Annotated in this window: 18 protein-coding genes and 1 tRNA gene; 5 read left to right on the top strand and 14 right to left on the bottom strand. The window is 50.9% G+C overall.

Going from position 1 to position 20,819, the window contains the following annotated elements:
- Positions 1–30 precede the first annotated feature (30 nt).
- The 6 genes from HN413_05785 to infA all read right to left on the bottom strand — a co-directional run bounded on the left by HN413_05785 (position 31) and on the right by infA (position 5,795).
- Complete coding sequence (locus tag HN413_05785) at positions 31–1,743, bottom strand: TRAP transporter large permease subunit (GenBank protein MBT3389903.1); 1,713 nt, start codon at positions 1,741–1,743, stop codon at positions 31–33.
- Positions 1,743–2,183 carry a universal stress protein gene (locus tag HN413_05780; protein MBT3389902.1) on the bottom strand — a complete coding sequence of 147 codons (441 nt, stop codon included), beginning with the start codon at positions 2,181–2,183 and terminating at the stop codon, positions 1,743–1,745. The genes HN413_05785 and HN413_05780 overlap by 1 nt, the downstream gene beginning before the upstream one ends.
- A gap of 33 nt (positions 2,184–2,216) precedes the next feature.
- The gene (locus HN413_05775; protein MBT3389901.1) at positions 2,217–3,086 is read right to left on the bottom strand and encodes a hypothetical protein; all 870 of its coding nucleotides are present in this window, start codon (positions 3,084–3,086) and stop codon (positions 2,217–2,219) included.
- The gene (locus HN413_05770; protein ID MBT3389900.1) at positions 3,083–4,039 is read right to left on the bottom strand and encodes a 30S ribosomal protein S1; all 957 of its coding nucleotides are present in this window, start codon (positions 4,037–4,039) and stop codon (positions 3,083–3,085) included. The genes HN413_05775 and HN413_05770 overlap by 4 nt, the downstream gene beginning before the upstream one ends.
- Before the next feature lie 251 nt (positions 4,040–4,290).
- Complete coding sequence (locus HN413_05765; GenBank protein MBT3389899.1) at positions 4,291–5,532, bottom strand: sigma-70 family RNA polymerase sigma factor; 1,242 nt, start codon at positions 5,530–5,532, stop codon at positions 4,291–4,293.
- Positions 5,533–5,558: 26 nt separating this feature from the next.
- Positions 5,559–5,795 (bottom strand): translation initiation factor IF-1, encoded by a 237-nt coding sequence (gene infA, locus HN413_05760; protein ID MBT3389898.1) that lies wholly within the window; start codon positions 5,793–5,795, stop codon positions 5,559–5,561.
- A 567-nt stretch (positions 5,796–6,362) separates the two neighbouring features.
- Here infA and HN413_05755 point away from each other — a divergent pair.
- A complete protein-coding gene (locus tag HN413_05755; protein ID MBT3389897.1) occupies positions 6,363–8,756 on the top strand; it encodes a tetratricopeptide repeat protein in 2,394 nt (797 codons plus the stop codon).
- 42 nt (positions 8,757–8,798) lie between these two features.
- Here the strand turns inward: HN413_05755 and HN413_05750 are convergent, their stop codons facing one another.
- Positions 8,799–9,974: a PDZ domain-containing protein gene (locus HN413_05750; GenBank protein ID MBT3389896.1), complete on the bottom strand. Its 1,176-nt coding sequence runs from the start codon at positions 9,972–9,974 to the stop codon at positions 8,799–8,801.
- A gap of 287 nt (positions 9,975–10,261) precedes the next feature.
- On the opposite strand from HN413_05750, the gene HN413_05745 reads away from it, so the two are divergent.
- Positions 10,262–11,428: a response regulator gene (locus HN413_05745; GenBank protein MBT3389895.1), complete on the top strand. Its 1,167-nt coding sequence runs from the start codon at positions 10,262–10,264 to the stop codon at positions 11,426–11,428.
- Between the two features lie 14 nt (positions 11,429–11,442).
- Complete coding sequence (locus tag HN413_05740; GenBank protein MBT3389894.1) at positions 11,443–13,356, top strand: GAF domain-containing protein; 1,914 nt, start codon at positions 11,443–11,445, stop codon at positions 13,354–13,356.
- A 197-nt stretch (positions 13,357–13,553) separates the two neighbouring features.
- Here HN413_05740 and HN413_05735 read toward each other — a convergent pair whose 3' ends face one another.
- From HN413_05735 to HN413_05705, 7 genes are all read right to left on the bottom strand, one after another.
- Positions 13,554–14,036 (bottom strand): 8-oxo-dGTP diphosphatase, encoded by a 483-nt coding sequence (locus tag HN413_05735; protein ID MBT3389893.1) that lies wholly within the window; start codon positions 14,034–14,036, stop codon positions 13,554–13,556.
- 78 nt (positions 14,037–14,114) lie between these two features.
- A tRNA-Ser gene (locus HN413_05730) sits at positions 14,115–14,201 on the bottom strand.
- Between the two features lie 24 nt (positions 14,202–14,225).
- The gene (locus HN413_05725) at positions 14,226–15,623 is read right to left on the bottom strand and encodes an MBL fold metallo-hydrolase (GenBank protein MBT3389892.1); all 1,398 of its coding nucleotides are present in this window, start codon (positions 15,621–15,623) and stop codon (positions 14,226–14,228) included.
- Between the two features lie 70 nt (positions 15,624–15,693).
- Positions 15,694–16,833, bottom strand: coding sequence for a ribonuclease D (locus HN413_05720; GenBank protein ID MBT3389891.1), 1,140 nt, complete (start codon positions 16,831–16,833; stop codon positions 15,694–15,696).
- Positions 16,834–16,900: 67 nt separating this feature from the next.
- Positions 16,901–17,374 (bottom strand): GNAT family N-acetyltransferase, encoded by a 474-nt coding sequence (locus HN413_05715; protein MBT3389890.1) that lies wholly within the window; start codon positions 17,372–17,374, stop codon positions 16,901–16,903.
- Between the two features lie 63 nt (positions 17,375–17,437).
- The gene (locus HN413_05710; protein ID MBT3389889.1) at positions 17,438–18,352 is read right to left on the bottom strand and encodes an SPFH/Band 7/PHB domain protein; all 915 of its coding nucleotides are present in this window, start codon (positions 18,350–18,352) and stop codon (positions 17,438–17,440) included.
- A 36-nt stretch (positions 18,353–18,388) separates the two neighbouring features.
- Positions 18,389–18,988, bottom strand: coding sequence for a hypothetical protein (locus HN413_05705; protein MBT3389888.1), 600 nt, complete (start codon positions 18,986–18,988; stop codon positions 18,389–18,391).
- Positions 18,989–19,086: 98 nt separating this feature from the next.
- On the opposite strand from HN413_05705, the gene HN413_05700 reads away from it, so the two are divergent.
- A complete protein-coding gene (locus HN413_05700) occupies positions 19,087–19,818 on the top strand; it encodes a hypothetical protein (GenBank protein ID MBT3389887.1) in 732 nt (243 codons plus the stop codon).
- Between the two features lie 58 nt (positions 19,819–19,876).
- Positions 19,877–20,731: a carbon-nitrogen hydrolase gene (locus HN413_05695; GenBank protein MBT3389886.1), complete on the top strand. Its 855-nt coding sequence runs from the start codon at positions 19,877–19,879 to the stop codon at positions 20,729–20,731.
- The last annotated feature ends 88 nt before the right edge of the window (positions 20,732–20,819 follow it).

Below are 20,819 nucleotides of genomic sequence, written 5' to 3'. Positions count from 1 at the left end.
CTTTGCATCCTGGCGGCCTTAGTTTTAATTTTAGAACTTAATCAACAACCACAACATCGCCAGGCCGACGGTGATCAGCAAGGCGGGAAGTCCTTTTTTAAGGAAATACATATAACTGATCGAGTATCCGGCGCGCTCGGCGATGCCTGATGCAATCATATTGGCTGAAGCACCAATTAACGAGCCGTTGCCACCCATTGCCGAACCCACCGAGAGACAGAAAAACAGTACTTTGCTCTCTGCGCCAGGAACGGTTGTGGTGAGAAACCCAACCACGGGCAGCATGGCTGCCGTAAAGGGGATATTGGCGATCACCATCGAAAGGATGGCGCTCAACCAGGTGACTGCAATCATCGCCAATACAAGATTTTCGCCCACCAGCTGCCCAATGAATACGGCAATATAGCTAATCAGGCCGACTTCTTGAATGGCGCCCACAACCATGAACAGGGCCATGAAGAATACCAGCGTCGTCCAGTCTACGGCTTCGATCATTTCTTCGATATCGGGTTTGATCCATACCATGAGCGTTGTCGCGCCAACAAGCGCCGTCACCGCGGGGAGCAGGTGAATTTTCTCGCCAAAGATGAATAGCAGCAACATCCCCAAACCGACCCACCCCGCTTTTTTCAGGTGTTCCGGCTGGGTGATGCGTCCCCGCTCGGCAAGATGCTCTAAGAGCATAGGCGAAGCTTCGCTGGCAGCGACCAACTCTTTTTTGTAGATCAGCAGGCTGTATATAATCAGCCCGATGAAAGCCATCAATACGCCGGGGGTGAGATTGGTTAAAAATTCACTAAAAGAAATATCGGCATACGAGCCAATGAGAATATTGGTAGGCGTGCCGATGAGCGTACTGATGCCAACGACGTTGGAAGCCATGACTTCGGGGAGCAAAAAGGCCAGCGGATTGATGCCCATCGAAATGGCGATCTGAATGGTGATGGGGGTCATCAGCAGCATGGTGGTGACGTTATCGAGGAAGGCCGAAGCCACCCCGGCGATGAGCATGAGAATGGCGAGCAAAATATACACATTGCCCCGCGAAGCACGGTAGGCAAAAAAGGCCAGCCATTGGAAAATACCCGTGTTTTCCACTACAGCGACCACGATCATCATACCCATGATCAGGAAGATCACATTCCAGTCGATATATTTGAGCGAGTCGGTGAAATCGAAAATATACAGATTTTCCGAGATCGGATGCCCCAAATAGCTGATGATGAGCACCAGCGACGCGCCGACCAGCGCGGCCAGCGTGTTGTGCAATTTGTCGGTGGCGATGAGTAGCAGCATGCTGATGAAGATCACCGTAGCGAGCCAAAACGCCAGACTGATTTTGCGTGCCAGCGTTATATCTGGAATTTCGACTGCCGCCCCGGCGTTCAATTGTTGCAAGTCTGCGGATTCAAGAGCGATTTCTGCCGGGCTAAAGTGAGGGCGCTCAATATGCAAATAGATAGCTTCGTCAAATTCCGTGGGGTCATTGGGCGCGCTCAAGTGCAACGCAAAACTGCCATCGCTTTGTGTGGTTGTATGCAACACAGCGATTTTTCTGTCGGCCAGCAGAGAAACTTCTGCGCCTTCTACCGCAACCCCTTGTTCGTCCAGTACGCGGCCAAAAATAGTGCCCAAACCCGCGTCCTGAGCTTTCCCGATGCGATTCGGCGCGTAAAATATCAATGCCCCGGCCAGTAGCAGCGCAGCAACTAGATAACGCTGCAAGTTTGTTTTCCGCTTCATTACTGGGCTTCCTCGGCCAGGACCACTTTTGCACCACTTTCTTGCTCAATCTCTTGCCGAAATTGCTCCATATGTTCGTGGGTGAATGTATCCACTTCATTTTGCCCGCGCGGTTGGCCTAGAATCACGTACTCTGCACCAACTTCATGGCATAGCCCGATGATCTCATCGCGCACCTGTCCTTTCCGGACTACTGGCTCCGCCGTCACGCTGTTTTTTGCCGCCTGTGTTTGCGCCGTGAGTAAAATAAATTCTCCCATCTGGTGAAGTTCTTTCTCAACCACATGCACCCGGCTGGTCGAAGTCAGGGTCAAAAAATCCAAATTAACTACGTACAAAAAATAAACCGTCTGATGAGTTTTTTCGGCGAGTTGAATAGCTTTTTGAATAGTCGGCTGACTGGCGGGGCCGCCGCGGATGGCGCAGACAATACCGGGCATGGGTTTACTCCTTGGGTGGGGATTCTGGCGAAATTAACTCTCAGGCGTAGCCGTCGGACTGGGGGCCGGGTTGGCTTCTGCTTCCGGTGTAGATTCTGCCTCGGGCGTGGGACTTGGTTTAGCAGGCAATCCGCTCTGGATGATTTGCCAGGCTCCGTCAAGCTGGTCAGCCGCCAGAAGGGGTGAAACCGCCAATTGTTCCAGTGCGTTTTGCAGCAACTCACTTACCTGAGTTAGCGCCGTGCGCTGATAATCTGGCGCAGAGGCACTGATCGAATCGATCGCCGCCAAACCGGCCCAGATGCTGGCCTCCGCCTGAGTGTAATTCCCCTGCGAGATGAACAGCCGCCCGCGTGTCAATGCTTCCAGCAAGCGCAATATATTGAGTTCGCTCTGTATCTCAGTAAGCAATGCGCGATTGCCAATACCGTCTGTTTCCATGCTTTCAAGTTTGGTGGCCAGTGCATCCAGCCCAGAAGATAAATCTTCAAGAGCATTCAGCGCATCGGTCAGCCTGGCTTGTGTGTCGGTGAGCGCGGCAGCTTGTGTAGCCTGAGTGCTTTCTGCGGCAGCGAGCGCGCTTTCGAGTTGGGCAAGCTGCGTTTTTGAATCATCGTGCTGAATTTCAAGTTCGGTCAGCCGTGTGTGCAGGCTTTCGATTTGTTGAGTGAGCGCTTCCAGGGTTTGGCGTTGTTGAGCTTCAAGGTCGTTGAGCCGTTGGGTGTTTTCTTCTACGGGTTGAATATAGCGCATACGCAGCGCGGGAACGCCATACGCCGCGGCATAATAGACTGCGAGTCCCAGTCCAATGGCGAGTATCAGCGTAAAGAGCAGGCGCACAATAAAGCGAATCAAGTTAATCATCCGCTGGCTGAAAGTAGGTGCTGAATGATCTGAAGTCATGCCTTTTCTCCGAGTGATTCTTTATTCTGCCTGTGCATCAACCATGAAATTTGTTCTTCGATCGTAACCAATTGCAAACTCAGGCTAATGCGTTGTTGTTGGGCTTCAATATTGGTAATGCGCAGCAGAATTTTTTCGCCGGGGATGACGTTTTCGTGGCCTAGTATACTGCCTCCGAAGGGAATCTCGCTGCGGTGCAGCAAGCCTTCAACCCCTGCGCCCAATTCAATAAAAAAGCCAAAGCGTTGCTCTGTTGTGACCACACCCTCCACCAGATCGCCAATGCGATAGCGTTTCTTAATATCAATCCAGGGGTTGGGGCGCACGGCCTTGCGGCTCAGACTGATGCGCCGGTGTTTAAAGTCGATTTCCTGTATGCGAACCTGCACTGTTTCGTCGACTTTGACAACCTCGGCCGGGGCAGTGACGCGCCGCCACGCCAATTCAGAAATGTGGATCAGGCCATTAATGCCGTTGCCAATATCGGCAAAGGCGCCAAATTCTACCAGATTGATAATTCTTCCGGTGAGTATCTGCCCAACTTCGAGACCCTGCGCCCATTGGTTGCGGCTGTATTCTTGCGCATCCAGTTTGGCCGTGAAGATCAACCGATTGCGCTTTTTGTCGGCTTCGATAACAGCTACCGGCATAAGTGAACCGACTTTGCGGCTTTTGAGCGTATCGTGATTTCCGGAAGCCAGATTCGGGATTTGGGAATTCGGGATGAACCCTTGAAGCTGACCAAATTTTACAACCAGACCGCCGCGGTTTTGTTCAATGATCTTGAGTTCAAGGATTTCCCCATTTTGGAGATAGCTCTGCGCGGCCACCCAGTCATCATCCTTTTGACTGTAAGTCATTCTGGAAGAAAGATCAATATGATAATCGGATGGCTGGGAGGATGGGTAGGAAGTACGCCGACTGGTGTTTTCGTTGTGGAAGTTGCTCGACATATTAGCACCAATTTGTGAGATCTTGTTCCGAACTCTGACTATAAACGTGTGCCTGCCCCTGTGGTGGATGTGGTGTATTTGTATGGGGATAAAATTGCAGCGGCGTTTGCTTTAGCCCGAAAACAGGGCGATATGAATCTTTCCATGTTCATCTATTTTCGGGATATTTTCAATACGCTGTGCAAACCCTATGAGGGAAAATAAAACCGGATGAGCGCGTTTTTATAGGCTGCTCACCCGGTCTTGAAAAATTATGTATTTGTACTACTCTGTACTGCCCCTAGAAAATCCTGCAACTTCCGCCGCACGCCCGGACGTCGCAGGCGGCGCAGCGCCTGAGCCTCAATTTGGCGCACGCGTTCGCGGGAAACTCCAACCTTGTTGCCTACTTCTTGCAAAGTATGACTCTTTCCATCGGGGATACCGTAACGCAGGCGCAAAATTCGGGCCTCGCGTGCGGGAAGCTCTTCCATAACTTCTTCGAGTTGCTCGCGCAAAATCTGGTGTGTGGTCGTTTCATCGGGCGAGGGCGTTTCCTCATCTTCGATGAAATCGCCGAGAACCGCGTCCCCCTCGATGGTGGTGGGCATTTCCAGTGAGAGTGGACGCCGCGCCACCTGGAACATATAGCGCACCTTATCAGGCGGGATGGCGAGTTCATTAGCCAATTCTTCGATAGTGGGATCGCGCTCGAGGTCTTGTTTGAGTTTATGTTGTGTGCGGAACAGCCTTGAAATCTGATCACCCATGTGAACTGGAATGCGGATGGTGCGTCCCTGGTCGGCGATGGCGCGCGTCACAGCCTGGCGAATCCACCAGGTTGCATACGTACTGAACTTATAGCCGCGTTTGTAATCAAATTTTTTGGCAGCTCGCATTAGGCCGATATTACCTTCTTGAATCAGATCAATGAAGGGAACCCCGCGCCCCATGTGTTTTTTCGCAACACTGATGACCAGACGAGTATTGGCCGTAATCAGATGTTCAACGGCTTCCCACTCGCCGCTAATATAAGTGTATAACTTGACGCGTTCTTCGGGAGTAATATCTCCTTTGGCAAGTTTCCGTCGTGCTTTTCGGCCACGTTCAATTTGCTTGGCGAGTCTTAATTCTTGTTCTCCGGTTAGCAGGGGAACGTGCGCCGCGTCTTTGAAATAAAGCCCCAACAAATCTTTGGTATCGATATTTGCCAGACGGTCTTCCTGATTTACCTTAGGAATACGCTCATCTTTGATGTCGCTATCCAATTCTTCATCGTCAGGTAGTTCCAGATCGTCATTATCAATATATGGAATTTGCGCGTTTAACAGTGATGCGAATACTTCCTCAAGTTGGCTGACATCCTGCTCGACATCGGGGAAATGACGCAAAATTTCGTCATAGGTAACAAAACCCTGTGTGCGGCCTAATTCAATCAGCTTTCCCAGGGCAGAGTATTTGCTGTCGCTGTTATCCAGCGATTCTAAAATCTGATCGTCAATTGTAGTTCTCATAAATTTTAAAATACCAACAAACAGATTTATCGATGTGAAGATTTTTTATGTCGATAGACTATGCGTCCGCGTGTCATATCGTAGGGTGACATTTCAATAGTTACTCTGTCGCCGAGCAGCACACGAATATAATACTTGCGCATTTTACCGGCAAGGTAGGCAAGAATTTCATGCCCGTTATCCAATTCAACCTTAAACTGAGTGCCCGGCAACGCTTCCACGATTGTGCCATCTACTCTGATCTTATCTTCTGCTTTTGCCATAAAAACTTTTTCTCTCCTGATACAATCTTTATCTACATAATAGCACAGGCGCGAGTAATAACAAAATTCAATTTCGCGCGATCTCTATAATTACGTTAGAAAAAGCCGGAAAATAGGGGTGTAAGGTATGCGCCGCACACCCTACACCCCTATTTTTACCGATTTCCTAATGAACTGCGTATTTCCTTGCAGTTCGTTGTCTTCAAGTTGCGTTGTTGTACGCTCTGGGATACAATCCTTACTCTGAATGGTTTCCCGATATGCTATTTTTGTGGCTCTTTGGGAACTACCACGGTGATTCCCGGAGACCCGTTTTAGTATCTTTATTAAAAAAATGAAAACCCGGTTAACGTTTACGAACGTGAACCGAGTGGATTCGGGTAGGCGGGGTGTTTCTAGTAGAATGGTTCGTCAAAAACCTCCATGCCTGAATGAAAATCGCACTCCTGTTGATATTTGTTCGTAAGTGGCTTCTCAACGCACAAAAATCCGTTTCATTATAACATAGATCATCATTGTATTGGTGGAAATTTGCACAAAATAAATATATACAGAAGTATATTGCTTTTGGGGTTATTCTGGTTGGCAGGTTGCAATCGCCCGGCGAGCGAATCGGCCACGGATGCGTTGCCTGAATCAGCGGTGCCAGTTGCCGTAGAGTCGCCTGTTCAGCCCGAGCCGCCGCCAACTCCCACATCCACACCCGCGACGCTTTCTTTGCCAGCAGTCAGCATTGAAGATGGTGATCGGGCGCGCTTCTATGGGGATTGGGAAAGTGCTTTACTGGCTTATTCAAATGCCTATCAGAACAACGCTGCTGCCGAATTGCGTTCAGCGGCCTTATTGGGGATGGCAAGAACCTACTATCATCAGGCAGAATATCAGGCCGCGTTAGATACACTTCAGCTTTTGTTCAATGACTATCCCAATGCCGCCGAAATCCCCGCCGGGCGCATTACCAGCGCGTTAGTCTATGAAGCCATCGAAGAGTATTTTCTGGCGGCAGAAGCCTATCGCGCCTATCTGGATATTCGTCCGGGATTGATTGATTCTTATATCAACGATTGGCGCGGCGATGCATTGGTTGCCGCGGGCGATTTGGTTGGGGCAATTAGCGCCTATCAGGCTGCGTTGTCTGCGCCGCGTCTTGGTGATACCCTGCCTATTGAGCAGAAAATTGCAAATGTTTACTACTTCCAGGGTGATTATAATACGGCCGTTGTCGCTTATCAGGATATTTACAATCGCACCAATAACGATTTCACAAAAGCCACGCTCGATTTTCTGATGGGGCAGGCACATACTGCGTTGGGTCAAACGGATCAGGCGAATGCAGCGTATCTCGATGCGGTTGAAAACTACCCACTCTCATACGATACGTATCAGGCGCTGATCTTATTGGTGGATGCGGGCTACCCGGTTAGCGAGTTTGACCGCGGCCTGGTGGATTATTTCGCCGGGCAATACACTCTTTCTATCGCGGCTTTTGATCGTTATCTTCAAAGCACCGCCGAAAATGCCGCCACGGCGCATTATTACCGCGGCATGGCTTACCGCGCGTTGGGCGATTCGCAAACTGCGATTGCCATTTGGGATGAAATCATTCAACAGTATCCTGAAGCCGATCGTTGGGATGATGCCTGGGAAGAGAAAGCCTACACCCAGTGGGGGTATCTCGAAGATTTTGACGCGGCTCTGGAAACATTATTGGGATTTGTGGATGAAGCCCCCTGGCACGCGCGCGCCGCTGAGTTTTTATTTGATGCTGGGCGCGTGGCTGAACGGGGCCGCGACCTGGGGTTGGCTGCCCGCATCTGGCAGCGGATTCCCCCCGAATATCCCTCCAGCGAATACGTGCCTCGGGCAGTTTTCATCACCGGGATTACCTATTACCGTATGGAAGATTATGCCTCGGCGCTGACAAGTTTTGAGCAATTCCTGGGCACCTCTGCCGATTTGGGCGATCGCTCTGCGGCTCATTTCTGGATGGGGAAAGCCTACCAGGCTGCCGGAAATGCGGGCGTTGCCGAGGCCGCATTCACACGGGCAGCCAATACCGACCCCACCGGCTATTATAGTGAGCGCGCCCGTGATTTTCTGATTGGGCGCGCGCCTTTCGCCCCCCCCTTGGTTTATGATATTGGCTACGATCTGGCTGGCGAGCGCACCGAGGCCGAAGCCTGGATGCGTGAAATTTTTGCCATCCCCGCCGAGTTGGATATTTCTGACCCCTCGCCCTTGATGGCCGATGTCCGCATGATCCGCGGTACCGAGCTATGGTATTTGGGACTTTATGATACCGCCCGCCTGGAATTTGAGTCCTTATGGCAGGGTGTGCGCTCTAACCCGATGGATAATTACCGCTTGGTCAACTATCTATTGGATTTGGGATTCTATCGCACGGCCATATTCGCGGCTCGTGATATTCTTGACCTCAACCAAATGAATGATGCGGCCACAATGAATGCCCCGATCTTTTTTAATCATGTGCGTTTTGGCAGTTATTACCGCGAATTGCTTATTCCTGCGGCACAACAGAATAATTTGCACCCCCTGTTTTTATTTAGCGTAGTACGACAAGAAAGCCTATTTGCGGGTTGGGTACAATCTTCTGCTGGCGCGCGCGGTCTGATGCAAATAATCTCCAGCACCGGAGCTTCGATTGCCGCACAAATGGGCTGGCCCCCCGATTATACTGATGAAGACCTCTACCGCCCGCTGGTGAGTATTACCTTTGGGGCCGATTACCTTAATACCCAGCATGAATATTTTGATGATCTATACGTTGCTTTGGCGGCTTATAATGGGGGGCCGGGCAATGCGGCAATCTGGCAATCGCTGGCTGGGGATGATCCGGATTTATTTGTGGAAGTGATACGTTTTGAAGAAACGCGGCGTTATATTAAAGGGGTTTACGAAATCTTCTCGATTTATCGTCGTCTTTATGATCGTACCCCGTAAAAAACAGAACGGGAGCTGTAGGCTCCCGTTCTGTTTTTTACGCTATGGGCGTTCACCCAGCGTCAGTTCGATTTGTGCTTCCTCCCCATCGCGCAAAACCGTCAAAATAATAGCATCTCCGGGGCTTTTGTGCATCGAGAGATAAGTGATTAGATCATTGAAATTGCGCACTTCGGTGTCATCAATGGCAATGATGAGATCGCCACCCAGCGGGAGACCATTATTATCGGCTCTGGCAGCGCCGCGCAGCCCGGCAGCTTCCGCGGGGCTATCGCTGGATACATCGAGAATATACACGCCGGTAGATTGTGGCAGCCCTAATTCTTCTTGCTGGATGAGCGTCAGTTCGCCGCCGGGCAGGCTGCCGATACCGATATACGGATAATTATAATAGCCATCCGCGATGAGATGAGGCACCACGCGCTTGACAATATTGATCGGAATTGTAAAGCCAATTCCGGAGTTTACGGGCTGGCCGCTGCTGTCAAATGTTGAGCTTTGGATCGCCACATTGACGCCAATAATCTCCCCATCCAGGTTGAGCAACGGGCCGCCAGAGTTGCCAGGGTTGATGGCGGCGTCGGTTTGGATGATGCCGCCCGCGGTGAAGTAGGCTCCCCCTGGGGCTTCATGCAGGGATTGCATGGTGCGCCCCAGCGACGAGATGATGCCGACCGTCATGGTGCCATACAACCCATGGGGGTTGCCAATTGCCACAACCGTTTGACCCACCCTGAGCTGGTCTGAATCGCCCAGGGAGATCGGGGCCAGTTCTTCGGCGGGAACATCCACTTTGAGTACAGCAATATCCGAATCCGGGTCCGTTCCCAAGATTTCTGCGCGGGTTTTATATCCGGATGGGAAATCCACTTCTAGCTCTGAGGCCCCGTGGACGACATGATAATTGGTGACGATATGGCCTTCTTCATCGATAATGAAGCCAGAACCCAGCGATGAACTGCCCATGCTGTCAGAACTCAATACGTGAATTGCCACAACACCAGGATTGACTTGCTGATAGAGTGAAGTCAGCAGTTCTTCTTGTGTGCGCAAATCCAGCGTAGGGGGTGGTGACGTTGCTTCGATTGTTGGCGCAGGCATTTCATCTGTACTCACCGGGGTTGTTTCAGTTGTTACCTGACCGGATACCGCACAGGCTGCCGAGACGATCAAAAGCATGGCGGCAATGGCGATCAATATGTGGGTTGTTTTTTTCATAGCTGCACTTCCTGTTGGGTTTCTGAAAATGCTGTGGGAACCTCACGGCATTTCCTCGCACTGCGTAGATCCATATCATTGATTCTATGTGCTGCATGCCGCTTACGTCAAGCTCAGACAGGCAGCACTTAGTAAACTCTAATCGTTGAAAAATATGCCGGTTTTGGGTTTCTCGCGTGCAGTAGCGGAAGCCTGATTATTAAAAATTTGGGTGTCTGAATATGTAGTGCTAAAGTGCTAAAACAAGACTCCCCGATTCTTTATGAACCATGCTATTATAGTGGCGTATGACTACTGTGGCTGAACGTATTCTGATTGTTGAGAGTGATCCTGAAGTTAGCGATTTAATTGCCCGGCAGGCGCTGGGGCCATTGGGTTTCCGCGTTAAAGTAGTTGTTGGGGCACCACAGGCCATTCAGGAAGCCGCCCGTTTTTCGCCAGATGTTATTCTTGTCAACATCAGTTTGCCAGGGTTGAGCGGTAAAGATTTATTGGTGGCCCTATCCTCCCAGGGGGTTTCTGTGCCGGTGATTGTGTTGGCCGAAGATGGGCAGGAAGCAGATGTTATCCAGGCATTCCGGCTGGGCGCTACAGATTATTTGCAGTGGCCGTTGCGTGAAGCCGAAGTGGTTTCAGCCGTGGAGCGTGCGTTGCAACAAGTGAGGGCGCGGCGCGAGCGCGAGCGCCTGGCCGAGAAGCTGGAACGCACAAATCGTGAACTCCAGCGCCGGGTGCGCGATCTCACTACGATTTTCAGCGTCGGAAAATCGGTGACTTCAATTGCAGACCAGCGAGCATTATTTGAGCGTATTGTCGAAGGAGCGATTTTTGTTACCGAAGCCGATCGCGGCTGGTTGCATTTACGGAAGGGAAATAGCAAGAAATTTGTCTTGCGAGCGTTTCGTAATTTGCCCGAATCCAAAGGGGTTCAGATCGGCCAACCCTGGGATGACGGCATCAGTTCATTAGTGGCGCTTTCAGGGGAATCGCTTTCTATTCATGGCCCCGCTTTAGAGAAATTTAAGGTCGCACGTTTAGGGAAATCAGCCCTGGTTGTGCCGGTTAAGGCACAGGAAGAAGTTGTTGGATTGCTGGTGGCGATACGCCAAAAAGCATTGCCGTTCGATGCGGGTAATCAAGCCATGCTGGAAGCTCTGGCAGATTATGCATCAATTTCGTTGGTCAACGCGCGATTATTCCAGGCCGTAGAACAGCGCGCCCGTTCCTTGCAAGCTGTCTTGGAGGCTTCACAGTCGGGAGCAGATTCGTTTAGCAGTGATGGAAAGACATTATTTCAATCCATTGAAGAAATCGAATCAAATTTGGCAATTCTTATGGCAACGGATGCGAATCTGATTGCTCAACAGCGAAAAGCTGTTCAGAATATTCGCATGAATCTGGAAAGCCTTAAAAACGCGTTTATTCATTCCACACAAGCTCGGGATGACGAATAACAGAAGCACCTTGTATGGATACTACAATTCTTCTCATTGTCGCGAATAGTCAAACAGGAGAATTGCTGGATCGAGGGGTATTAGCTCCGGCAGGTTTTCGGGTAACTCAGGTTGGCGATGCCGCGGCAGCCGCGGTGATGATGCGTTCATCATCCATAGATGTTGCCATTTTGGAAAGCGCGGTTGGGGGCGTTCAACTCGCTATCGATCTGGCTGAAACATACCCTGCGTTGCCCCTCATATTAATTGCCTCAACCGAAGAACAGGCCCACATGCTGGATGCGTTGCGTGCCGGAGTATTCGATTTTCTCACGCCGCCGCTGAAACCCGATGCCATTCTGGCTGCTGTGCAGCGTGCCCTGAAAAAGCGCCAGCGCATCATCACCTGGGCAAAAGAAAGCAACCGGCGTAATACCGATATTTTGCGCCAACGAGTTAGTTTGCTGGAAACACTGGGCAAGGTTGGACGTTCGGTAACCGCGCTATTAGACCTCGACGAAGTTCTAAAGGTGGTTGTGGATGCTGCTGTTGAGCTTACTGGCGCGGAAGAAAGCAGTTTGCTTATGCTGGATGAAACCACGGGCGAACTCTATATGCGTGCGGCACGCAATGTGCATGATGATTTGGTAAACACTTTTCGCGTACCGGTTAGCGATACGTTGGCCGGAGAAGTCATGCGTACGGGGAAACCGATCTTGCTGGATCAAGAATCGCCCCAAAAAATAAAAACATCCTATCTTGTAAAAACGCTGATCTACGCACCTTTAGAAGTACAAGAACGCATAATTGGCGTTTTGGGGGTAGCAAATCGTGAGCAGCAAAAATCGTTCCATCAACGGCACGTTGCACTGGTTTCAGCCCTGGCTGACTATGCTTCCATCGCAATTGAGAATGCGCGCCTTTTTGAGAATACCGAAATTGAGCGTAAAAAACTTGAATCGATATTAACGCGCATTGAAGATGGTGTGATTGTTATCGATGCCAATGAGCAAGTCATTTTGGCAAACCCAATGGCACGCGCCATGTTCAAACACTCGAAACCGGCAGCCTTGCCCTGCGCGTTGGAAGAGTGCTTCACTCACGACCAACTCCTGGCCCTCATTCGAGATGGTCATGATACCTTTCCGTACCGGGTTGAATTGGAACTCGATGATGAGCGCGTGGTCAATGCACAATTGAATCTTATCCCTGAGATTGGCATGACCATTACGCTACACGATATAACCTACTTCAAAGAACTGGATCGTATCAAGAGCGATTTTGTCAGCACAGTTTCGCACGACTTGCGCTCGCCGCTCACAGCCATTCTGGGCTATGTTGAGTTGTTAGAACGCGTTGGCCCGATCAATGAACGGCAGCGCAACTTCATTCAGCGCGTGCAAACCAGTGTGCGCAATATTACAGAACTCATCAACGATTTGCTCGATTTGGGTCGTATTGAAGCAGGTTTCAATGAGCGTAAAGTTTCGCTTTCGATCAAGAATCTCCTACAGTATTCGGTTGAGAACCTGCGCAGCCCGCTCGAGGAGAAAAACCTGACCTTGCGCCAGGAAGTTGCCTCACATTTACCCAATATTTTTGGCGATTCTGTGCGCTTGCGCCAGGTCATTGATAATCTGTTGGGAAATGCAATCCGCTACTCGTCCGAAGATGGTGAGATTATTGTGGTAGCCAAAGAAGAAAATGACCAAATCATTTTCCGTGTAGAAGATAGCGGTTGCGGCATTCCAGCGGCAGACCGTCCGCATATTTTTGAGAAATTCTATCGCGCCAGCAATGTTGTAGAAAATGTATCTGGCAGCGGCCTGGGATTAGCAATCGTGAAATCCATCGTTGAGAATCATCAGGGCCGCGTTTGGGTGGATTCAGTTGAAGGGGAAGGTTCTGCCTTTACGGTGGTGCTGCCGATCGAGAAAGGAACAAACTAGCCTGGGGTGGGTAGCCGCTTAAAGAGTAAGTCTCCATTGGATGGTGAGGGACCCAATGGAGACTTCGCCAAAGGAGGAAACAGCGATGAATGAAAGAAGTATCCCTCATTCTATGTGAATCGTATCAAAAAAAAGATCGATTTCCGATGGTCAAAGATCACGGCGGATATGTGATAAAACTCCCAATTGTAAGACAACTACACAAATTGAATACTCCCCGGCGGGTAGAAGGTCACTTGATGTTCCATAAATTTACCCTCACGATAAATGAATTTAGCCGAGAAAAATTCCGCCTGGTCGAGCCAGGGCAGAAAGATATAATCCCCATCCCATAGGTTAAGTTCTGTGAGTTGCTGATCCGGCACCCAGGCGAGATTCCCCTCGGGGGAATCGATCAACTCCCCTTCCAGTTCCGTCGCCATAAACACAAAGGCATACCAATCTTCATCGTGGGCAAACAGCGGAAACGTCAGCAAGCCTTTTAATTCCAACTTCTTCGCGATCAGCCCCGATTCTTCAAATATCTCGCGGCGGGCGCACTCTTCGGGGGTTTCACCCGGTTCAAATTTTCCCCCCAGACCGTTCCACTTGCCTTCATGAATATCGTTTTCTTTTTTTGTGCGATGGAGCATGAGGGTCTGCCCATCTTGGCGCACATAACACAGTGTGGCGAGTTTCATGCAAAGCCCTTTCTGATGGTTTATTGAAAAAGGAGCGAGGGTAGCATAGCCACCTCGCTCCTTTTTAAGTTCTTTCTGCGGAGAGGGAGGGATTCGAACCCTCGGTAGCCTTGCGGCTACAGCGGTTTTCGAGACCGCCCCAATCGTCCACTCTGGCACCTCTCCAACATAGCGGGCAAAATTATACCATTACACTTCGAAAAATGTATGCGGCTCCGGGAAATAAACTTCGGAAAGCCCGCTTTCTTTGAGCTTTTCCATCAGGGGTTGCGCGCCGCGCGCCTCCCCATGTACAAGGAAAACTTTTTTCACCTGATCTTTCACCGCTGTGGCGTACTCAATCAGCATGGATTGTCCGGCGTGCGCCGAGAGACCGCCGATGGTTTCGATCCTGGCTCGGCGGTGGTATACCTCCCCGAAGATTTTCACTTGCTCCTGGCGTTCAGCCAGTCGCCGCCCGAGGGTGTGCGGTGCTTGCCAGGAAACAATCAGAATAGTGTTGAGCGGGTTTTCGATGTTATTGCGCAGGTGGTGCAAGATGCGGCCAGTTTCGGCCATGCCCGAGGCCGAGATGATGATTGCCGGGCCTTCGATCAAGTTGATGGCTTTCGATTCTTCGACAGAGCGCGTATACGTGAGCATTTCAAAGCCAAGCGCGGCATTGTGCTTGTCATTGCGCATAAATTCGCGGGTTTCTTCATCAAAAACTTCGGGGTGAGCGCGGAATATATCCGAAGCATTGACTGCCAGGGGGCTATCCACAAATACTGGCACGCGCGGCGTGTCGCCGCTATCTACCATTTGGTGGAGATAATACACCAGTTCTTGTGTGCGTCCGACAGCAAAGGCAGGGATGATGACTTTGCCCCCGCGGGCTGTAGTTTCAGTAACCACTTTTCGAAATTCATCAAATGCCAGTTGGGGGTCGCGGTGGGCTTTGTCGCCGTAGGTGCATTCCATCAGCAAGTAGTCGGCATTGCTGGGTAGCACAGGGTCGCGCAGTAGCGGCATATCCCGGCGTCCAATATCCCCTGAGAACCATAAACGATATGAACGACTGCCTTCCTGGATGTCGAGCGCCACCGCAGCCGAGCCTAGAATATGCCCGGCGTCGACAAAATGCGCCGTCACGCCAGGGATGACTTCAAATTGCTCGTCATAAGGAACCCCAACAGTATATTGGGCAACATGCGCGGCGTCTACCTGAGTGTACAACGGCTCAATGGGGGGCTGTCCGCGCCGGGCGCGTTTTTTATTTAGATAGGCTGCATCCGATTCGTGAATGTGGCCTGAATCCATCAGCATCAAGTTGACCAGATGCGCGGTGGCTTTGGTGGCGTAAATGGGGCCTTCGTAGCCATCTTTGACGATATGTGGCAGGTTACCGCTGTGATCGATATGGGCGTGTGAAAGAATGACGGCATCTAAATCTTTGGGATCAAAATGGAAATGCCGGTTGCGTTCGTAGGTTTCACTGCGGCGCCCCTGGAACAGACCACATTCCAGCAGTAATTTACGACCATTGATTTCAAGTAAATGTTGCGATCCGGTTACGGTTTGGGCTGCCCCGTGGAAATGAATATTCATTGCACACCTCCGTTTTGACAACGTCAAATGACCAGGATTTTCTACATGCAGGAAATATAAAAAAACTCTTCTAGAGTTGTATCGCGGCCAGAAGATTGAAAATTTCTTCACCAAATTCCTGCCGCCGCCAGGGAATTGAATTCAAAATCATATCAAACGCTGCTTTCGATGTGGGGTTCTTCTCTGCCAGATCATAAAGAATATCTTTTGGCAAAATTACATCGGAATTTACCCCCCACTGTTTTGCTTTGCGGATGCGCCAGCGGCGCAAGCGGTCCACGCGTTCGAGATAGTCATTGCTGGGGCGTGGTTTATGGGGAGGGGTAATCGGATCAGCTTTCAAACCTCGCAGCACCGAGGCAATGATCCCTTCTCCCAGCCAGCTTATTTGCCGGTCTGAAATATTGTTGATATGTGTTAACTGACCTCGTGATCTGGGGGCTGCCTCGGCAATAGACAAGAGCGCTTTATCACTAATCACCTTAAATAATGGGCGATTGAGAGCGCGGGCTTTTTTGTCGCGATAGCGGCACAATTCATTCAATACAGCGGCTTTCTTGGAATCAAGATCATGCGCGCCGCGGATGCGCCAGACATCGGGTTTACCATTGCGATGATTGAGCGAGTCTGTTTTGCTGTAGCGTAGAAAATCTTCTTGGGCTAGTTCCCAGCGGCCGCGGGCCTGTAAATCGCCAGTCAATTTCTGGCGTAGTTGCAGCAAGAAGTGAGTATCAACCTGGGCATAACGCAGCATCTCTGATGTCAGTGGACGCTGACCCCAGTTGGCGCGCTGATATTTTTTATCCACATGGATGCCAAATTGTTTCTTTAGAATTGAACCTAATCCGACATGCTCCCACCCCAAAATCCGGGCCGCCAACATGGTATCGAATAGATTGTGGATGCTAAAATCATAATCCTGATGCAAAATAATCAAATCATATTCAGCGGCATGGAATATTTTCTCTATTTCTGGATTTGCGAATATGGCCCCCAAAGGCGAAAGATCGTCCAGTGCAAGGGTGTCTACGAGATAGTCATTTTCCGATGTTGAAAATTGGATCAGGCATACCTGTTCGCGATAGGCGTATAGGCCATTGGCTTCTGTATCTACTGCGATTGCTGTTTCTTGCGATAATTCATCAACCAGGCGAGATAAAGCGTGTTGCCGAGTAATAAAAATAGGCTGGGGTAAATCGTCAATATGCATGAGGGTATTATAGCAGGGCTTATGAAGTTCGTCGAAAAGTGAGTTGTATTGAGTAGGACGAAATAGCCTATTCGAGGTAAATTTTCTCGAAAACTACAGCATCTTCCCCGCTGCGATAATAACTGGGCCAAAGCCCTACAGTTTGATAGCCATATTTTTTATATAATTGGATAGCCGCTGTGTTTCCGGTTCGCACAGTCAGACGGATGCGCTTTGCTTCTAAAGCGGTTTCGCATGTATCCAGCAATGCGCTTCCTATGCCCTGACGGCGATATTCGGGTAATACTGCAAAAGTAGCGATCCAGCCCAGGCCAGCTTCCCGGCCCTGCTCACCAGCCACAAACCCGATCATTTTTTCGCCGAGAACGGCCTTATAGCGCACAATATTGCCAAACGATAAAACCCCTACCAAATCAATCAGCGGCCAGGCATCTTGCTGGAAACAAATTGTCTCCAGATTGCGCAGTTCGTTTAAATCGCGCCAGGTAGCCGAAAGAATTTGAATCTGGCTACCTGGCAGGGTGTTTACTTCAGTTTGCATAAAAAGCGCAAAAAATAGGCGTGTCGGAGCAAAAAACTGCTCTCTATTTTGCGGTAAGAATTCTTATTTTTGCCCTTTGACGAAATCACTTAGCAAGCTGGTGAATTCCATCGGGAAGATATATTTGGTCGCTGCGGAGCCACCCAGGTCTTTGAGCATCTCAAAGTATTGCAGCGTCATGGTTTTTTGGTCAATATTCTGGGCTGACGAGAAAATCATATTCAGCGCGGATGCGTAGCCTTCGGCGTGCAGCAGTTGGGCTTCTTTGGCGCCCTCGGCTTCCAAAATAGCCGATTGTTTTTGACCCTCAGCTTTGAGAATCTCGGCTTGCTTTTGCCCTTCGGCCACATTGATCGCCGCGTCACGTTCACCAGACGATTCCGTTACCAATGCACGGCGCACGCGTTCTGCCGTCATCTGGCGGTTCATCGCATCCTGAATCTCGCGCGGTGGGATAATCTCGCGGATTTCCACATTGGTCACTTTTACGCCCCAACGTTCCGTAACTTCATCGAGACGCGTACGCAGCATATTATTGATGTGTTCGCGTTCTACCAGCACTTCATCCAATTGGATGCCGCCGATGACGGCGCGCAGGGTGGTGGTTGCCATGCCCTGGGCTGCTGATTCAAAGTTGCCAACCTGCAGCACACTTTCCACCGCATCCAGAATGCGATAGTACCAGATGAAGTCAATCGAGATGCCGGCGTTATCGGCGGTGATAGCGGTTTGGTGTGGAATTTCGCGCACCTGCTCGCGCAGATCGGCGCGCACCCCGCGGTCAATCATCGGGATCAGGAAGATAATCCCCGGCCCCTTGGCGCCCACACAACGTCCCAGGCGGAAGACCACCAGGCGTTGATATTCTGGAATGATCTTGATGGCGCTGGCGATAAACACTAACGCTAGAACGACCACGCCGCCAATCAAGCAGGTCAGGAAACCGCCTGCGGCGACCAGGTCTTGTTGGGCTAAAATTGAATTGAGCATTTTTTTTTACCTCCGATAGGTTAATTACTTCACTTCTTCGACTTCCAATACAAAACCATCCCGACGCAGTACGAGCACTGCCGCACCGGCAGGAATCGGCTCATTACTCCTTGCTGACCATAACTCACGATTGACTTGCACCGACCCTTGATGGTGAATCGCGCTTTTCGCTTCGCCAATCTTGTCAATCAGGGGCGTCAAATCGTGCGCCGCGGGCACGGCTCTGGCTGCCAGGGTTTTTGTGATCGCAATCCAGAAAAATCCGCCCAAGAGTAGCGAAACCACAATCGCCAGCACCGGATTGACAGCGGGTTGCCACCAAATATCGCTACGAAAAAGGAATACCGAGCCGATCACAAAAGTAAGAATGGCGCTGCCTAAATACGACCAGTGGCTACCCTTACGCAAGGCCAACACAAACAGTACCAGGCACAGCAATAAAATCGCCAGCGCCCAGTAATTGATCGGCAATGTATAGACACCCCAACCGGCCAGGAGCAGCATGATAATCCCTGCTGCCTCCAGCACGCCCGTACCCGGGGTGATCACCGCCAACAAAGTCAGTGAAAAGCCACCCACTAATAGCAAATAAGCAATATTCGTATTCAATAAAAAATCAATCATCGGCCACCTTCGCTTTCTGTATGGCAAGGTACAAATGGATACCACAATTTATTATACAATACATTGGGTCTTTAGAATCGCCGTGGTATGATTTTGCCATGCAGAGTTCATTTGCTTTGTTGTTTGCTGCGGGAGCGGCCATTGGCTTGTTGTGGAGTCTCATTCAGGCCGAACCCAAACAGCGCCCCAAGCATCTCAACGCCGGGATGTGGGTAGTACTCGGTGCTGTGTTGGGGGGGCGTAGTCTGCATGTCATCATCGATTGGTCGTACTATCAGGCGCACTTTATCGAAATTCCCCAAACCTGGCTGGGTGGATTTTCGGTCAGCGGAGCGCTGGCTGGGCTTGGTTTTTCGCTTTTACTGATTGCGTTGCTGGGCGATATCAATCCCGATGCGCTGCTGCCCATTTTAACCACCCTCAGCGTCAGTCTGTGGTTGGGATGCTGGAGCAGCGCCTATCTCTATGGGGCGCAGACCGCCGCAGTGTGGAGTTTGCCGTTGCGAGATGAATGGGGTGAGATCGCCCTTCGCTGGCCGTTGCAGCCCGCCGGGGCTTTGTTGACGATAATGACAGCCTGGGGGGTGGATGCGGCGCGCACCCGGGGCTGGATTCAGACTCCGAGGTTGGCTGCCAGCCTCGAGCTGGCCTGCTTTGCCATCCTCCTCGGCACCGCGGACTCGCTCCGGGCTGATCCCGTTCCCCTGTGGAGAAATATCAGCCCTGATGGTTGGATCGCTTTCTCACTGGCAATCCTCGCCATCCTCAGTGCGCTGCTGATTTTTATTCAGTTTTCAACGCAAAGTCGCAAAGGCACAAAGGAGCAATGAATAAAATCTCCCCCTTTGCGTCTCTGCATCTTTGCGACCTTGCGTTAAGGATTTCGTTATGAAACAAACCATCGCTCTCGCCCAAATTGACACCCGCCTCGGCGACGTGCAGGCCAACCTTGAAAAACATCTAGCCTACGCCGAACGCGCCCGTGCTGCCGGAGCCAGCCTGCTGGTTTTTCCCGAACTCTCGCTGACCGGTTACGCCCTGCAAGATATTGCCTCCACCGTCTCGCACCGCCCTATCCCCGAAGACGAGATTTTTGCCCCCTTGCTGGAGGCCAGCCGCGACCTCGATATGGTTGTCGGCTTTGTGGATGAAGACCAACGCCACCGCTTTTATATCGCCGGGGCCTACCTTTCGGGTGGCAACGTGCTGCATGTGCATCACAAAGTGTATCTGCCTACCTATGGCTTGTTCGACGAGGGGCGTTTCTTTGCCTGGGGCGATTCGATTGAAGCCTTTGAGACCCCGTTGGGTGGCGCGGGCATCGCCATTTGTGAAGATTTCTGGCACGCCTCGCCGCCCTACCTGCTCTGGCTGGATGGCGCTGACATCCTGATTTTCACCTCCGCCTCGCCGGGGCGCGGTCTGAGCGACGAACCCAAGCTCGAATCGGCGCGCTGGGTAGAACACATCAACGAGGCCTATGCCAGCCTGTTCACCAGTTTCACAGTACACGCCAACCGCGTGGGCTATGAAGACGGCCTCAATTTTTGGGGCGGCTCGACGGTTTTTGACCCCAACGGAAATCTGCTGGTGCGCGGCCCCTATCACGAAGAAGCCCTGGTGATCGCCGAAATTGACCTCAACCAACTGCATCGCACGCGCGCCCGCCTGCCGATTTTGCGCGACGAGCGCACTGGCCTGGTGCAGCGTGAGTTGACGCGCATTATCAGCCAAAAATGTTGATGTTTTGCGAAGGAAAAGACTCTCATCACAAAGACGCAAGGGCTCAAAGGTTTATTTCTCTTTGTGACTTCGTGCCTTTGTGGTTAAG

This window comes from Chloroflexota bacterium, assembly GCA_018648225.1.
Taxonomy (GTDB): Bacteria; Chloroflexota; Anaerolineae; order Anaerolineales; family UBA11858; genus NIOZ-UU35.
This window is presented reverse-complemented; position numbering and strand designations above follow the sequence as displayed.

What these genes read in the sequence shown, in the direction of transcription:
- HN413_05720 (MBT3389891.1), bottom strand. Translation starts at nt 16,833, where the DNA reads ATGCATATTGACGATTTACCCCAGCCTATTTTTATTACTCGGCAACAC.
- HN413_05750 (MBT3389896.1), bottom strand. Translation starts at nt 9,974, where the DNA reads ATGAAAAAAACAACCCACATATTGATCGCCATTGCCGCCATGCTTTTG.
- HN413_05700 (MBT3389887.1), top strand. Translation starts at nt 19,087, where the DNA reads ATGCAGAGTTCATTTGCTTTGTTGTTTGCTGCGGGAGCGGCCATTGGC.
- HN413_05740 (MBT3389894.1), top strand. Translation starts at nt 11,443, where the DNA reads ATGGATACTACAATTCTTCTCATTGTCGCGAATAGTCAAACAGGAGAA.
- HN413_05705 (MBT3389888.1), bottom strand. Translation starts at nt 18,988, where the DNA reads ATGATTGATTTTTTATTGAATACGAATATTGCTTATTTGCTATTAGTG.
- HN413_05765 (MBT3389899.1), bottom strand. Translation starts at nt 5,532, where the DNA reads ATGAGAACTACAATTGACGATCAGATTTTAGAATCGCTGGATAACAGC.
- HN413_05715 (MBT3389890.1), bottom strand. Translation starts at nt 17,374, where the DNA reads ATGCAAACTGAAGTAAACACCCTGCCAGGTAGCCAGATTCAAATTCTT.
- HN413_05780 (MBT3389902.1), bottom strand. Translation starts at nt 2,183, where the DNA reads ATGCCCGGTATTGTCTGCGCCATCCGCGGCGGCCCCGCCAGTCAGCCG.
- HN413_05770 (MBT3389900.1), bottom strand. Translation starts at nt 4,039, where the DNA reads ATGTCGAGCAACTTCCACAACGAAAACACCAGTCGGCGTACTTCCTAC.
- HN413_05695 (MBT3389886.1), top strand. Translation starts at nt 19,877, where the DNA reads ATGAAACAAACCATCGCTCTCGCCCAAATTGACACCCGCCTCGGCGAC.
- HN413_05735 (MBT3389893.1), bottom strand. Translation starts at nt 14,036, where the DNA reads ATGAAACTCGCCACACTGTGTTATGTGCGCCAAGATGGGCAGACCCTC.
- HN413_05725 (MBT3389892.1), bottom strand. Translation starts at nt 15,623, where the DNA reads ATGAATATTCATTTCCACGGGGCAGCCCAAACCGTAACCGGATCGCAA.
- HN413_05775 (MBT3389901.1), bottom strand. Translation starts at nt 3,086, where the DNA reads ATGACTTCAGATCATTCAGCACCTACTTTCAGCCAGCGGATGATTAAC.
- HN413_05785 (MBT3389903.1), bottom strand. Translation starts at nt 1,743, where the DNA reads ATGAAGCGGAAAACAAACTTGCAGCGTTATCTAGTTGCTGCGCTGCTA.
- HN413_05745 (MBT3389895.1), top strand. Translation starts at nt 10,262, where the DNA reads ATGACTACTGTGGCTGAACGTATTCTGATTGTTGAGAGTGATCCTGAA.
- infA (MBT3389898.1), bottom strand. Translation starts at nt 5,795, where the DNA reads ATGGCAAAAGCAGAAGATAAGATCAGAGTAGATGGCACAATCGTGGAA.